Source organism: Limimaricola sp., from assembly GCF_016125575.1.
Lineage (GTDB): Bacteria > Pseudomonadota > Alphaproteobacteria > Rhodobacterales > Rhodobacteraceae > WGLM01.
The window spans coordinates 339,691-352,916 of the sequence record NZ_WGLM01000005.1 but is presented as its reverse complement, the minus strand read 5'-3'; the positions used below and the strand labels follow the sequence as shown (position 1 = coordinate 352,916).

Here is a 13,226-nt window from a genome sequence, read left to right as displayed (position 1 = left end):
GTCTCAGCTGTCCGGCGGCAACAGACCGAGCCCCCGCAGGTAGACGCCGATGCCGCTTTCCAGCAGGTCCTCGGGCGGGAAGGGCGAGCGGGTGCCGGGGCTACCGCGCGCGAAAAGCTCGACCACGCCGTGGCTCAGCGCCCAGATATGGGCGGCGAACATCTGCGGCGGCGGGCGCTTTTCCTCGGGGATGTGCTGGCTTAGATCGCTTGCCGCCTTTTCCAAAACGCCCAACGCGCGGGTAGCGATGGCGTGTAGCTCCGGCGTGCGGCGGATCGATATGCCGCTTTCGAACATCGCGACGTAGTGGCCGGGATAGCGCCGCGCGAAGGCAAGATAGGCACGTCCTGTCGCCTCGAAGGCGGCCAGCGCCGAAGGCTGGCCCTTGGCATAAGCGTGCTCCATCAGGTCGGCGAAGATTTCGTAGCCCTGCCGCGCGGCCTCGGCGATCAGGTCCTCGCGCCCCTCGAAATGGCGATAGACGGCCGCAGGGGTCACGCCCGCCTCGCGCGCGGCCTCCGACAGGGTAAAGCCCGTCGGCCCCTTTTCCTCGATCAGGCGCAGACAGGCCTCGACCAGCGCCTGGCGCAGGTTGCCGTGATGGTAGCCGGCCTTAACCATTCCAGACGTCGATGCCCCCGGCGATGCGCGGGTCCACCGGCTCCAGCGCCTTCTGATCCTTGCGGGTATAGGGCAGGCGGCCCAGCACCGACCGTATCGCCATGATCCGCGCCAGTTTCTTGTCGTCCGATCGTACGACAGTCCAAGGCGCGAAGGTGCTGTCGGTCCGCGTCAGCGTCTCCTGGATCGCCATCGAGTAAGCGTCCCACCTTTTAAGACCATCAACGTCGATCTGGCTGAGTTTCCATTGCTTCACGGGGTCGCTCTCGCGGTCGAGAAAACGCTGCAACTGCGTGGCGCGGTCGACGTTCAGCCAGATCTTGAACAGGCGGATGCCGTCATCGGTCAGCATCTTCTCGAAGGTTGGCACCTGCGCGAACCACGCGTCGCGCTGCTCTGGCGTGCAGAAGCCGAACACATGTTCGACAACGCCGCGGTTGTACCAGCTGCGGTCGAAAAACACGATCTCGCCCTTGGTCGGCAGGTTGTCGATGTAGCGCTGGAAATACCACTGTCCGGCTTCTGTCTCGGTCGGCTTGGCCAGCGCCACGACGCGCGCCCCGCGCGGATTGAGGTTCTCGCGAAAACGGCTGATGGTGCCGCCCTTGCCGGCCGCATCGCGCCCTTCGAAGACGATGACGATGCGCTCGCCGCTGGCCTTGACCCAGGCCTGCATCCGCGCAAGTTCGATCTGCAGGGTGTGAATCTGGTCTTCGTAGTCGTCCTTGTCCATTTCCTTGTCGTAAGGAAAATCGGGGTCGAGAATGGTCTTCTTGCCCGCCTTCTCGATGTCCTTGCGGATTGCCTCGGGGGCTTCTTCCTCGAAAAACCGGGTGATTGCACCGTCGAAGGGCAGGTCCATCTTTGCCTCGCTCATGTCCTGGCCCGACTATGGGCCTGCGGGCCGGTCAGCGCAATCCGGCGCGGGTCGCGGCACGGTCCACGGCGGCGATGACGGCGGGCATCGCCACGTGGTGCGGCATGTGGCCAATCCCCGGCAGCACGACAAGGTGCGCGCCCGCGATCTCGTGTTCCAGCGGGATCGAGTGGATCGCCAGCGGCACGATGGTGTCGGCGTCGCCGTGGATGATCTCGACGGGGATGTGGATTTCGCCGTAGCGCGGCACCATCTTGCGGATATGCGGCAACAGCGTGTTGACCTGCCGCGCATTGGCACGGATCGCGTCGCGGCGCAGCGACAGCCCCGCCCCGATGAAATCATCGTAGCCGGGCGTGGGCGGCTGCGGGGCAAAGATACCGTCAACCACCTGCCGCACGTAGTTGTCCGAAATGAAGGCAGTCAGGAGCGGCGGAAACAGGGCGCCGCCGATGGATGTTCCATTGACACGGTAAAGCCAGTCCAGCGGATCGGGCCAAGGGTTGGACACGCCGGAAACATCGACAAGTGCCGCAATGTTGTTTGGCCGTTCCAGCGCCCACGCCAAGGCCACCGCCCCGCCATAGGAATGTCCCAACACGATGGGTTTTTCCGCGCCCAGTTGCGCCGCCGCCGCCTGTAGCACTACCGCCTGTTCGGCCGGGCTTTCGGCTGTGGTGGCCCAGGCGCCGGCGTAAACGGGATCGGTGTGGTCGGAATAGCCCATGCCGGGCCGGTCAAAGACGATGACGCGGTAATGCTTGGCCAGTTCAGGGGCGAAATCGAACGTCATGTCCCTGATCGAACCGCTGGCGCCGTGGATCAGCACAAGGTCGGGCCCTTCGCCCATCACCACGGCCCTGATGCGGATTTTGCCCACCATCACGATCTGGCCCACGGGCGGGTAGGCCGCTTCGGCAGCGTCCTCGCGCCGCTTGTCCACGACGTTCAGGGCCGCGGTTCCGGCAGCGCCAAGAATGGCTGCGGCGGCAAGTAGTTTAACGGCCAATGTCATTCAGGTCATACGGCGTGGATTGGTAAATTTCGTTAATCCAATTGCCATATAGAAGGTGCGCGTGACTTCTCCAGCGGTTCTGTGGAGGTGCCGTAGGGTCATCGTCGGGATAATAGTTGGAGGGCACGTTGATCGGCGTGCTGTTGGCCACGTCGCGATCGTATTCTTCTTTCAGCGTGCCGCTGTCATATTCGAAGTGGTTGAAGATGTAGAGCGCGCGATGCCCCGCATCCTCGACCAGACAGGGCCCGCTATCCTCGCTGTCGATCAGCAGGGTCAGGCCCGGCGCGGCGATGATCTCGTCGCGCTTCATCTCGGTCCAGCGGCTGACCGGGATCACGAAGTCGTCGGAAAAACCGCGCAGATAGGGAGAGGCGGGCGCCGTCACCTTGTGCCGGAAGCAGCCGAATGCCTTGTGGTCCAGCATGTGCTTCTGCACATGGTGGAAATGATAGATCATCGCCATTCCGCCCCAGCAGACGCCGAAGGTGGACTGCACATGGGTCTGGGTCCAGTCCATGACCTGCCGCAGTTCGTCCCAATAGGTGACCTCTTCGAAGGGCAGATGCTCGATCGGGGCGCCGGTGATGATCAGCCCGTCGAACTTCTCGCCCGAGGCCGCGACCTCGGCGAAGGGGCGGTAGAACTCTTCCATATGCGCGGCGGCGGTGTTCTTGGTCTGATGCTCGGTCATGCGGATCAGGCTCAGCTCGATCTGCAGCGGCGTTGCACCCAGAAGCCGGGCGAACTGGTTCTCGGTCTGGATCTTCTTCGGCATCAGGTTCAGCAGCCCGATGCGCAGCGGTCGGATGTCCTGCCGCGCGGCGCGGGTGTCGGACATCACGCTGACACCTTCGCGCGTCAGCACGTCGAAGGCAGGCAGGTTTTCAGGCAGCTTGATCGGCATCGGGGGCTCCTTGGCAGGAAGGCGTCAGATAGGACGGTCAGCCCCGCATCTCAAGCGTCTCGGCGATCAGCCGGTCGAAGTCGTCGGCGCTGTGCACGGCACCGATCGCCTCGGCCGTCACGGTAATGCCCCAGCGCCGCGCGATCGCGGCATAGCGCGGCTGGCGATGCGCCAGCGCCTGCGCATAGGTCCAGCGGATGAAGGCGTCGGGATCGACCTGATCTTCGGCCAGCTTGTTCTGCGCGAGGTATTCCTCCCAGACGCGGGTCAGGAAGGCGGGCTGGTAGGCCATCGGTTTCGGCGCCTTGTCGAAACGGCGGACAAGCTCGGCCGTATGGGCGGGCGTGCCCTCGATCCAGACGATCAGGCAGCGCGCGGCAAGCGCCGTCATGATCGGGTCGTCGGGATCGTCGGGGTCCACCCACTCGCAGATCGATCCGCCGGTATCGCAGACGAAATGCGGATAGCCGTAAAGCGCCAGCGCCCGGTCGATGAAATGGCCAGTATCGAGAAGCGAGGCCTCCTCGGCGCGCCGAAACTCGTCCTGCCTCTGGCGGTATTCGGCAATCGGCATGCCGCCCTTGGCGGGGTTGCCGGGCTTGCCCAGATAGGTGGAGACCGGGTGCAGGTTGTCGAAGGTGATGTTCGAGCCGATGTAGATGGAATCGGTCATCAACAGGTCGCGCAGGAACGGTACCTTCATCGCCTCGCGCTTGGCATTGTCGGCAATCAGCTCGCCCATGTAGCGGGTGCCGATGCGGTAATCGACCGAGTAGTGAAACCAGTCGCCATGCGCGCGCAGCATGTTCGACACATGCGTTTTTCCAAGTCCGGACATGCCGAAAAGCAGCACGTGCTTTTGCGGGGCGTTCAGCCAGTCTTTTGCGGTGGCGTAGATCATGGGCGTTTGGGTAACGGCTCGCGCGGCTTTGTTCTAGGGGGAATGTGCAGGCGCGCCAGCAGCCTGCCATCGAGGATCAGCAGGCCCGCTGCCAGCACGGCAAAGCCCAGATAGGCCCGCAGGGGCAGAGTTTCGCCAAAGACCATCGCGCCAAGGACGATCGCCACGGGTGCGACCAGCAGGGTCGTCAGGCTGGCATTGCCCGCGCCCGCGCCGCGGATCAGGCGGTAGTAAAGCAGGTAGGCGATGGCGGTGGACATCAGCGCGAGATGCGCCAGCCCCGCCCAGACCCGCCATGGCTGCGCGAGCGCGGGCCAGCCATCGTGCCAGAGCGCCAGCGGCACCATGATCAGGCTTGACCCGGTCAGCATGCCCGCCGCGGCCACCTCTGCCCTCACACCGCCCAGCGTGGCGCGCGCCCAAGCTGCGGCAAGGGCATAGGACAGCGCCGCGCCGATCAGCGCGATCTGCGCAAGCGATGTCGGGTCGAAATGCGTCAGCGCTGCGGGTCCGATCACGGTGACGACACCGGCAAAGCCGACCGCCACGCCTGTGGCCTTGCGCGCGGTCAGCGTCTCGTCGCGAAAGGCCGCGGCGGCGACCAGCACGCCGAGGATCGCAGTCGCCGCGTTCAGGATCGCGGCAAGGCCCGAGGGGATGGTCAGCTGGCCCCAGGTGATCAGTGAAAACGGGATGGCGTTGTTGATGGCCCCCATCACCAGGAACGCGCCCCACAGGCGCGCATCGCGCGGCACCGGCAGGCCACGCAGCCAGACCCAGAGCCAAAGCAGCAGACCGCCGCCCAGCACGCGGATGGCCACCACGCTCATCACGCCAAGGCCGTCGAGGGCCGCGCGATTGGCCACGAAACTGCCGCCCCAGTTCAGGGCAAGCAGCGCCATCTCGGCCCAGGCGCGCGGGGTCATGGATTTCTGCTGTGTCATGGCGCTGGATTAGGCCCCGCCCGGCGTCCCGGCAATCCGGAACCTGCGCCAACGAAAAAGGGCCCCGCCGCAGCGAGGCCCCTGTCTTGAACATTTCTGCCGGATCAGAAGTTGACGCCGACGTTGATGCCCACACCAAGTGCATTCGAGCCGGTGAAACTGGTGCCCGAGCCGTCCACGGCATCGCCGAGCATCGCATATTCCAGACCACCGGTGATCTTGACGTTACCCACGGTGTAGGACCCTCCAACGCCGATACTCTTCATCCCGTCGGTCGGGGCCAGCCGCGAGGCGACGCCGCCATTGGCCTTTTCATAGCCAAGACGCGCAAAGACCGAGAATTCATCGTTGATCTTGCGGCCAATGCCGATCTTGTAGGTTGTGACGGGATTGTCGATCGATGTGATCGAATCAGATGCGACTCCGTAGTAGCCCGGCGGCGTCACGTCCCACACCGACCAGTCGGAATAGCGGATCGACCCGAAAACGAGCGTGTTCGCAGCCACGCCGGTCTGAAAGTCCAGCGTCAGCGCCGATGGCATTTGGATAGTCGTCGTGCCGGCGAAATTGCTGAGCGCACCAGCAGGGAACGTCTCGCTCGACTGGAACGAATGGGTGAAGCCGCTTTCATAGGTCAAGGCCACCCGAAGCGCGATCTCAGGCTTCTCGTAAGCGGCGCCGAGGATGTAGCTCATCTGCGAATCGGTGTTCGTCGAGGCGGAGTAATTGTAAGAGGCGTTAGTGGTCGCACCCGACGACATCAGCAGCGGTGGAATGTTGATCGTTGCGGAGCTCTGGACGTAGCGGACACCACCATAAACCGAAACAGCCGGTGTCGCGTTGTATTTGGCGACAAGAGAGGTGGCCGTGCTGGTCCACTTCGCCTGCAGTCCCGTGTAGAAGCCGGACGAGTATTCAGCATCTGCGCCATAGGGCTGGTTGAGGAAAAACGCGATCGCGATCTGATCGTTGAGTTGGTACTTCAAGGCGATACCGGCCGTGACATAGTCATTGGCCATGTCGCCGGTCGAGCCGCCGCCCAACAGGGCGATATAGTCGCCGCTCACGGTGGGAGATACGGACGAAAAGCTCAACTGCGCGAAGTTACCATGCTCGAAGAGCACGCTGTAATCATTTCCGCCACGGTCGATGCCACCTGCACTTGCCATCGAAGTGGTCAACATCAGAGCTGCGCCAGCCGTCAAAATCTTGTTCATGTTCTCTTCCCTGCACATGAAATTGTCATCCCTGCTGACAGGCATGGGCGCACGTAACAAAACCGTCAATAAATTACGCTACGTCATGAAAACTTGACTTATTGGGCGTCACAAAAAGTACACTAGCGGCGGGCGCCCCGGATGTTGATCCAGTTGCCCGCGATGATCAGCACCGCGCCGGCGGCGACCGCCGGGTCCAGCGCCTCGCCATAGACCAGCGCGCCCACCACTGCGATCACCGGCAGGCGGGCGAAGTCCATCGGCATCACGACGCTGGCGGGCGCGATAGACAGGGCCGTCGTCAGGCAGAAATGCGCCAGCAGGCCGGCACACCCGATCAGCAAGAGCCACGGCAGCGTGGCCGCAGTCGGCAGCGCGATATGCCCGTCCCAGCCCGCACAAATCAGCCCGAAAAGCGCCTGCGTTCCTGTCAGCCACAACATGATGCAGGTAATCGTTTCCGTGCGGGTCAGCATCCGCGTCATCATGCCGGCCAGCGCGAAACCGATGGCGCAGGTCGCTGCGGCAATCAGGCCGGGCGACACGTGGGCCATGTCGGGGTGTGCAACCACAAGGATGCCGGCGAAACCAAGCGCCGCGGCGATCAGCTTGACCCCCGTCAGGCGCTCGCCAAGCAACAGGGGCGACAGCAGGATGACCCAGACCGGCGTGGTGAACTCCAGCGCAAAGACTTGCGCCAAGGCAAGCTGGGTCAGCGCGTAAAACCACAGGTTCTGACCGGTGAAATGGGCCATGTTGCGCAGCACCTGCAGCCAGGCCCGCCGCGTGGTGACCTGCCCCAGCGTTCCGGCCCAGCCGCCCACCACCAGCACGATGAAGATCCCGGTGAGCGAGCGGTACAGCATGATCTCGAAGGTATCGAGTTGAAAGCTGACAGCGCGCCCCGCCACCGCCATTGCCGTGAAGCTGGCAATGGCGCCGGTCATCCAGAGGGCGGGCCGCCAGAGCGGCACGGAGGGGGCAAGGGCGGTCATTCGGGATCCGGCACGCGGTGGCTGGTGCCGTTTGCTAGCATCCGCCACCGGCAGAGGCGAGGGTAAATCACGGCGTTGACCGGCGGGCGCAGGGCCGCGCGGCCGCGGAATGGAGGGCCGGACGGGCCTCGAATCAGTGCGTGACGGGTTGCGGGCACGAAGGCACCGCCACCGCGCCTATTCCCACTCGATCGTGCCGGGGGGTTTGGAGGTGATGTCGTAAGTCACGCGGTTGATGCCTTTGACTTCGTTGATGATGCGCGTCGCCGTTTCGCCCAGGAAATCGTGGGTGAAGGGGTAGTAATCGGCGGTCATGCCATCGACGCTGGTCACCGCGCGCAGGGCGCAGGCATAGTCATAGGTGCGCCCGTCGCCCATCACTCCAACGGTGCGCACTGGCAGGATCGCGACGAAGGCCTGCCAGATCTCGTCGTAAAGGCCGTGCTTGCGGATCTGGTCGATGAAGACCGCGTCGGCCTTGCGCAGGATTGCCAGTTTCTCGGGCGTGATCTCGCCGGGGCAACGGATGGCAAGGCCCGGACCGGGGAAGGGGTGACGGCCGATGAAGCTGGCCGGAAGGCCCAGTTCCTGTCCCAGCGCGCGCACCTCGTCCTTGAAGAGTTCGCGCAGCGGCTCGACCAGTTTAAGCCCCATCTTCTCGGGCAGACCGCCGACGTTGTGATGGCTCTTGATCGTGACCGAGGGACCGCCCGAGAAGCTGACGCTTTCGATCACGTCGGGATAAAGCGTGCCCTGGGCTAGGAACTCGGCATCCTTGATGGTGTTGGCGTATTTCTGGAACACGTCGATGAAAAGCCGGCCGATTGTCTTGCGCTTGACCTCGGGGTCGCTGACGCCGGCCAACTCGCCCAGGAACAGCGCGCTTTCATCGGCGTGGATCAGTTTGATGTTGTAGTGATCGCGGAACATGGTCACGACCTGCTCGGCCTCGCCCTGCCGCAACAGGCCGTGGTCGACGAAGACGCAGGTCAGCTGGTCGCCGATCGCCTCGTGCAGCAGCACCGCCGTGACCGAGCTGTCGACGCCGCCCGAGAGGCCGCAGATGACGTGTGACGTGCCCACCTGCGCGCGGATCTGGCGGATCGCCTCGTCGCGGTAGCCGGCCATCGTCCAATCGCCAGTAAAGCCCGCCATGCGCACGAAGTTCTGGTAAAGCGTCTTGCCGTTGGGGGTGTGATGCACCTCCGGGTGAAACTGCACGGCAAAGAAACGGCGATCAATGTCGGCGGTGATGGCGAAGGGCGCGCCGGGCGAGGTGCCGTAGACGGCAAAGCCGGGCGCGAGTTTCGCGACGTGGTCGCCATGGCTCATCCAGACCTGCTCGCGCCCGGTGCCGTCCATGAACCAGCCTTCCAGCAGCGGCAGCGGCGTCTCGGTCGGCTTGACCCAGGCGCGACCGAATTCGGCGGTGTGGCTTTGCCCGGCTTCGACAAGCCCGCCAAGGTCCTGCATCATCACCTGCTGGCCATAGCAGATGCCCAGGATCGGCACGCCCATCTCGTAGGCTGCGCGCGGCGGGCGGGGCGAGCCCTCGCGCGTCACGCTGTCGGGGCCGCCCGAAAAGATGATCGCCTGCGGGGCGAACTCTTTCAGGAACGCCTCGGTGACGTTCTGGTAGGGGTGAATCTCGCAATAGACGCGTAGTTCGCGCAGGCGGCGCGCGATCAGCTGCGTCACTTGCGAGCCGAAGTCGACGATAAGAAGGCGCTGGTGCTGGGTCATGCTCGCGGCATAGCCGTGGCCCGTGGTCTCGGCAAGTGGTTCGCGCGGGGCCTGCCCGACCCCGCGCGGCGGGAAGCCTGCCTCAGGCCGCCTTCCCCGATGCCATCTGGCGGACCGCCGCCGTCGTCAGGGGCTGGCCCCCGATCGCCCAGTCGCCGCTCTTGACCTCCTTGACGCGGACCCAGGTCACGCCGCGCATCGCCTCGCCTTCGACCGAGACCATCGCCTCGGTCACCTTCTTGATCAGGTCCGATTTCTGGGTGTCGGTGAAGACGCCTTCGATCACTTCGATATCCACCAGCGGCATGTTGAGAACCTCCTTGTGTTGCCGTGTCGCACCCCAAGGCGTACTGGACGCATCCGGCCGGAGACATGTACACTTCGAATATGGGCGACAGGACTGTCATGGGCCTGACGGCCAGACAGTCCGGGCTGTCCGGGCTGCCAGTGCGGAGGTTCGGATGGACCCTGTCATGCTGCGCCGGTCCTCCGGCGTTTCGCTCACCAAGCAAATCGAGCAGGCCATCGCCAGGCAGATCGAGGACGGGCTGCTGGCACCCGGTGTCAAGCTGCCCTCGATCCGGGTCTTCGCGCAGGACCACGATGTCAGCCGGTTCACCGTGGCCGATGCCTATGATCGCCTGGCGGCACATGGCTATGTTGTGTCGCGTCCGGGCAGCGGGTTTTTCGTGGCCGGCCGCCGCGACCGCCCCGCCGCGCCCGCCACCGACGGGCCCGCGCACCGCGAAGAAGTGGTCTGGCTGATCCGCCGGCTGCTGGAGGCCGAACAGGACACGATCCTTGCGGGTGGTCCGTGGCTGCCCGAAAGCTGGATGGAAGAGGCCAGCCTGCGCCGCGTCCTGCGGACCCTGTCCAACAACGAGGGCGCGCACCTTGTGGGCTATGGCGAGCCGCTGGGCTACCGGCCGCTGCGCGCGCTGCTGGCTGGAACCATCCTGCCCGAGATCGGGGTGAACCCGCCCGAGGACCAGATCCTGCTGACCTGCGGGGCGAGCCAGGCGCTTGACCTCGTGATCCGCAGCCAGCTTGCACCCGGCGACACCGTGCTGGTCGACGATCCGGGGTATTACAACCTGTTCGGCAACCTGCGTCTGCATGGCCTGCGCCTGCTTGGCGTGCCGCGCGGCCCCGACGGGCCCGATCTGGACGCACTGGAGGCGCTTGCCGCCGCCCATGCGCCGAAGCTTTATTTCACCCAGTCCGTCCTGCAGAACCCGACGGGGCAAACCCTGTCGCAACACGCGGTATTCCGTGTGCTGCAAACGGCCGTCCGCCACGGCTTTCGCGTGGTCGAGGACGACATCTTTTCAGACATGCTGCCGGGATCGGCGCTGCGTCTGGCCGCGCTCGACCAGCTTGACCGCGTGATATATGTCCGCAGCTTCTCCAAGACCCTGTCGGGTAGCCTGCGCGTGGGGCTGGTCGCGGCCGCGCCGCAGGTCATCACCCAGATGACCGATACGAAGATGGTCACCTCGATCACCACCTCGGCCTTCTCCGAAAAGCTGATCTACCGCCTGCTGACCGACGGGTTTTACCGCAAGTTTGTGACCCGCCTGCAGGACCGGCTGGCCGATGCGCGCCACCGGGTGATGGCGGGGTTCGACCGGATCGGTATCGTCACCGAGGAACGGGGCGATGCCGGCATGTTCCTCTGGGGGCGGTTCGAGGGGATCGACGATTCCTTGCCGCTGGCCAAGCGGGGGCTGGAGCAGGGCGTGATGCTGGCGCCGGGCGCGGTGTTCCGCCCGAACCTGCAACAATCGCCCTGGCTGCGCTTCAACGTGGCGGTCTGCGACATGCCGGGGGTGATCGACCGGCTGGCCGCACTTGCCGGTGCCTACCGCGCCGACGCCGCCTGATACCGCTATCGCCGCCGCACCGGCATGTCGCTTTCGCACCCCAAAGGCCGCAATCGCCGCAACGCGCCTGCCGGTGCAGGGCTATCACCCAACCAGCGAAACGCGAGGAGACAGGGCTATGGCGGACACTGCAGAAACCGGGCGGCGGGTGCGTGGCGGCGGCGGTGCGGCGCGCCGGGCCGAGCGGACGGCGGTGAGCGTCGAGACGGCGCGCTTCATCGAACGCAATATCCCCAACTTCGAGGTCCTGACGACCGAGGCGCTGGAGCTGATCGAGTATAACGCCGAAACCGTGCTGGAGCAGATCGGCGTCAACTTCATAGAGAATCCCGCAGCGCTGGACCGTTGGCGCGAGGCCGGGGCAGATGTGCGGGGCGAGCGCGTGCGCATCCCGCGCGGCCTTGCCCGCGCATTGTGCAAGACAGCACCCGCCCAATTCACCCAGCATGCCCGCAATCCCGCCCGCAGCGTCGAGATCGGCGGGCGTAACCTTGTCCTTGCGCCGGTCTATGGTCCGCCCTTCGTGCGGTCTGCCGAAGGCGGTCGCCGCTATGCCACGATCGACGATTTCCGCAAGTTCGTGAAGCTGGGCTACATGTCGAAATGGCTGCACCATTCGGGCGGCACCGTTTGCGAGCCCACGGACGTGCCGGTGAACAAGCGTCACCTCGACATGCTGCAGGCCCACATGACGCTGAGCGACAAGCCCTTCATGGGCTCCGTCACCGAACCCAGCCGCGCGCAGGATTCGGTCGACATGGCCGGTCTCGTCTTCGGCAAGGACTTCGTGCGCAACAACACGGTGATGACCTCGCTGATCAACATCAACAGCCCGCTGACCTTTGACGGCATCATGATGGGCGCGCTCGAAGTCTATGCCCGCAACAACCAGGCCGCGATCATCAGCCCGTTTATCGTGGGCGGCGCGATGGCGCCGGTCTCGGTCGCCGGGACATTGACGCAAGTGATGGCCGAAGTTCTGGCCGGCATCGCCTACAGCCAACTTGTGCGCAAGGGCGCGCCGGTCATCGCCGGGGCCTTCGTCACCTCGATCGACATGAACTCGGGCGCGCCCACCTTCGGCACGCCCGAGGCGGCGCATATCACCTATGGCATGGGGCAACTTGTCCGGCGGCTGGGCGTTCCCTACCGCTCTGCGGGATCGTTCTGCGGCTCGAAACTGCCCGATGCGCAGGCGGCGTATGAAAGCGCCAACAGCCTCAACATGGGGCTGCTGTCCGGTGTGAACTTCATGCTGCATGCCTGTGGCTGGCTGGAAGGCGGGCTGGTCGCGAGTTTCGAGAAATTCGTCATGGATGCCGACCAGCTGGGCACGGTCCACCACTTCGCCCGCGGCGTCGACATCAGCGAGAACGGACAGGCGATGGATGCCATCGCCGAGGTGGGTCCGGGCGGCCATTACCTTGGCTGCGCGCACACGCAGGCCAATTTCAAGGCGGCGTTCTGGCGGTCTGATCTGTTCGACTACAAACCCTTCGAGACCTGGGACGAGGAAGGCGCACGCGACACGCAGGCGCTGGCCGCGATCCGGGTGCAGAAGATGCTGGACACCTACGTCAAACCGGCCATCGACCCGGCGATCGAAGAGGCGCTGGACGCCTACGTCGCACAGAAGAAGGCAAGTGAGCCGGACGCCTTCATGTAGGATCGGCCACAGCGACCGGGCGAAGCGTGGCGCGCATCAGCCGTGCTTCGCCCATGATCGCGATCATCACCTCGACATGTCGGGCGACGGCGTATTCGGCGTGTCCGCCCAGACGCAGCGCATTCAAAGTGTCCTCGATTTCGAGCAAGCGGATCAGCGCCTCGCCATGGCGCGGTAGCGCGACGTTGCGCAGAATGCGGGGCAGGTGGATGTCGCGCCGGTAATCGTCCACACCGAAACGCGCGGTGCGAACCAGCAGTCCGGGCCGTTTCAGCGAAGCAATCATTCCGAGGATATCGAGCATCGGGGTCCCTCCGTGGTGCCGTCGTGATTGTTGCGTCAGCTTACACAATCTGGGCGTGTGTTGCGTGAGGGGGCCCACCACCGTGCGGCGATCTCATCCTTGTTTATCTTTTCGAAACAATGATGGACCTGCGATCGACTTTAACACTTGGGT

13 protein-coding genes are annotated in these 13,226 nt (G+C 64.6%); 2 read left to right on the top strand and 11 right to left on the bottom strand.

Annotated elements, in window-relative coordinates; translation table 11 throughout:
• Positions 1 to 3 precede the first annotated feature (3 nt).
• The 10 genes from GC146_RS13130 to GC146_RS13085 form a co-directional block, all read right to left on the bottom strand.
• Positions 4 to 621, bottom strand: a complete 618-nt coding sequence (locus GC146_RS13130; protein WP_291839355.1) for a TetR/AcrR family transcriptional regulator — start codon at positions 619 to 621, stop codon at positions 4 to 6.
• Positions 614 to 1,483, bottom strand: coding sequence for a polyphosphate kinase 2 (gene ppk2, locus GC146_RS13125; RefSeq protein WP_291840728.1), 870 nt, complete (start codon positions 1,481 to 1,483; stop codon positions 614 to 616). Before ppk2 ends, GC146_RS13130 begins: the two co-directional genes overlap by 8 nt.
• 46 nt (positions 1,484 to 1,529) lie before the next feature.
• Positions 1,530 to 2,513 (bottom strand): alpha/beta hydrolase, encoded by a 984-nt coding sequence (locus GC146_RS13120; protein ID WP_363241579.1) that lies wholly within the window; start codon positions 2,511 to 2,513, stop codon positions 1,530 to 1,532.
• Positions 2,497 to 3,420: a homoserine O-succinyltransferase gene (metA, locus tag GC146_RS13115; protein WP_291839352.1), complete on the bottom strand. Its 924-nt coding sequence runs from the start codon at positions 3,418 to 3,420 to the stop codon at positions 2,497 to 2,499. The genes GC146_RS13120 and metA overlap by 17 nt, the downstream gene beginning before the upstream one ends.
• 37 nt (positions 3,421 to 3,457) lie before the next feature.
• A complete protein-coding gene (locus GC146_RS13110) occupies positions 3,458 to 4,321 on the bottom strand; it encodes an ATPase (protein ID WP_291839350.1) in 864 nt (287 codons plus the stop codon).
• Entirely contained in the window at positions 4,318 to 5,265 is a 948-nt protein-coding gene (locus GC146_RS13105) for a DMT family transporter (RefSeq protein WP_291839347.1), read from the bottom strand. The genes GC146_RS13110 and GC146_RS13105 overlap by 4 nt, the downstream gene beginning before the upstream one ends.
• Before the next feature lie 104 nt (positions 5,266 to 5,369).
• Positions 5,370 to 6,482, bottom strand: a complete 1,113-nt coding sequence (locus GC146_RS13100) for an outer membrane protein transport protein (RefSeq protein WP_291839344.1) — start codon at positions 6,480 to 6,482, stop codon at positions 5,370 to 5,372.
• Between the two features lie 122 nt (positions 6,483 to 6,604).
• Entirely contained in the window at positions 6,605 to 7,477 is an 873-nt protein-coding gene (locus tag GC146_RS13095; RefSeq protein WP_291839341.1) for a DMT family transporter, read from the bottom strand.
• A gap of 177 nt (positions 7,478 to 7,654) precedes the next feature.
• On the bottom strand, positions 7,655 to 9,220 hold the full coding sequence (gene guaA, locus GC146_RS13090) for a glutamine-hydrolyzing GMP synthase (protein ID WP_291839339.1): 1,566 nt from the start codon (positions 9,218 to 9,220) through the stop codon (positions 7,655 to 7,657).
• Positions 9,221 to 9,302: 82 nt separating this feature from the next.
• Positions 9,303 to 9,527 (bottom strand): tautomerase family protein, encoded by a 225-nt coding sequence (locus tag GC146_RS13085; protein WP_291839337.1) that lies wholly within the window; start codon positions 9,525 to 9,527, stop codon positions 9,303 to 9,305.
• 154 nt (positions 9,528 to 9,681) lie between these two features.
• Here GC146_RS13085 and GC146_RS13080 point away from each other — a divergent pair, with 154 nt between their 5' ends.
• On the top strand, positions 9,682 to 11,103 hold the full coding sequence (locus GC146_RS13080; protein WP_291839335.1) for a PLP-dependent aminotransferase family protein: 1,422 nt from the start codon (positions 9,682 to 9,684) through the stop codon (positions 11,101 to 11,103).
• Positions 11,104 to 11,221: 118 nt separating this feature from the next.
• Complete coding sequence (locus GC146_RS13075; protein WP_291839332.1) at positions 11,222 to 12,769, top strand: trimethylamine methyltransferase family protein; 1,548 nt, start codon at positions 11,222 to 11,224, stop codon at positions 12,767 to 12,769.
• Here the strand turns inward: GC146_RS13075 and GC146_RS13070 are convergent.
• Positions 12,762 to 13,073, bottom strand: coding sequence for a DUF6477 family protein (locus GC146_RS13070; protein ID WP_291839329.1), 312 nt, complete (start codon positions 13,071 to 13,073; stop codon positions 12,762 to 12,764). The genes GC146_RS13075 and GC146_RS13070 overlap by 8 nt on opposite strands.
• Between the last annotated feature and the right edge of the window lie 153 nt (positions 13,074 to 13,226).

What these genes read in the sequence shown, in the direction of transcription:
- GC146_RS13105 (WP_291839347.1), bottom strand. Translation starts at nt 5,265, where the DNA reads ATGACACAGCAGAAATCCATGACCCCGCGCGCCTGGGCCGAGATGGCG.
- GC146_RS13120 (WP_363241579.1), bottom strand. Translation starts at nt 2,513, where the DNA reads ATGACATTGGCCGTTAAACTACTTGCCGCCGCAGCCATTCTTGGCGCT.
- GC146_RS13070 (WP_291839329.1), bottom strand. Translation starts at nt 13,073, where the DNA reads ATGCTCGATATCCTCGGAATGATTGCTTCGCTGAAACGGCCCGGACTG.
- GC146_RS13080 (WP_291839335.1), top strand. Translation starts at nt 9,682, where the DNA reads ATGGACCCTGTCATGCTGCGCCGGTCCTCCGGCGTTTCGCTCACCAAG.
- guaA (WP_291839339.1), bottom strand. Translation starts at nt 9,220, where the DNA reads ATGACCCAGCACCAGCGCCTTCTTATCGTCGACTTCGGCTCGCAAGTG.
- GC146_RS13085 (WP_291839337.1), bottom strand. Translation starts at nt 9,527, where the DNA reads ATGCCGCTGGTGGATATCGAAGTGATCGAAGGCGTCTTCACCGACACC.
- ppk2 (WP_291840728.1), bottom strand. Translation starts at nt 1,483, where the DNA reads ATGGACCTGCCCTTCGACGGTGCAATCACCCGGTTTTTCGAGGAAGAA.
- GC146_RS13100 (WP_291839344.1), bottom strand. Translation starts at nt 6,482, where the DNA reads ATGAACAAGATTTTGACGGCTGGCGCAGCTCTGATGTTGACCACTTCG.
- GC146_RS13095 (WP_291839341.1), bottom strand. Translation starts at nt 7,477, where the DNA reads ATGACCGCCCTTGCCCCCTCCGTGCCGCTCTGGCGGCCCGCCCTCTGG.
- GC146_RS13110 (WP_291839350.1), bottom strand. Translation starts at nt 4,321, where the DNA reads ATGATCTACGCCACCGCAAAAGACTGGCTGAACGCCCCGCAAAAGCAC.
- GC146_RS13130 (WP_291839355.1), bottom strand. Translation starts at nt 621, where the DNA reads ATGGTTAAGGCCGGCTACCATCACGGCAACCTGCGCCAGGCGCTGGTC.
- GC146_RS13075 (WP_291839332.1), top strand. Translation starts at nt 11,222, where the DNA reads ATGGCGGACACTGCAGAAACCGGGCGGCGGGTGCGTGGCGGCGGCGGT.
- metA (WP_291839352.1), bottom strand. Translation starts at nt 3,420, where the DNA reads ATGCCGATCAAGCTGCCTGAAAACCTGCCTGCCTTCGACGTGCTGACG.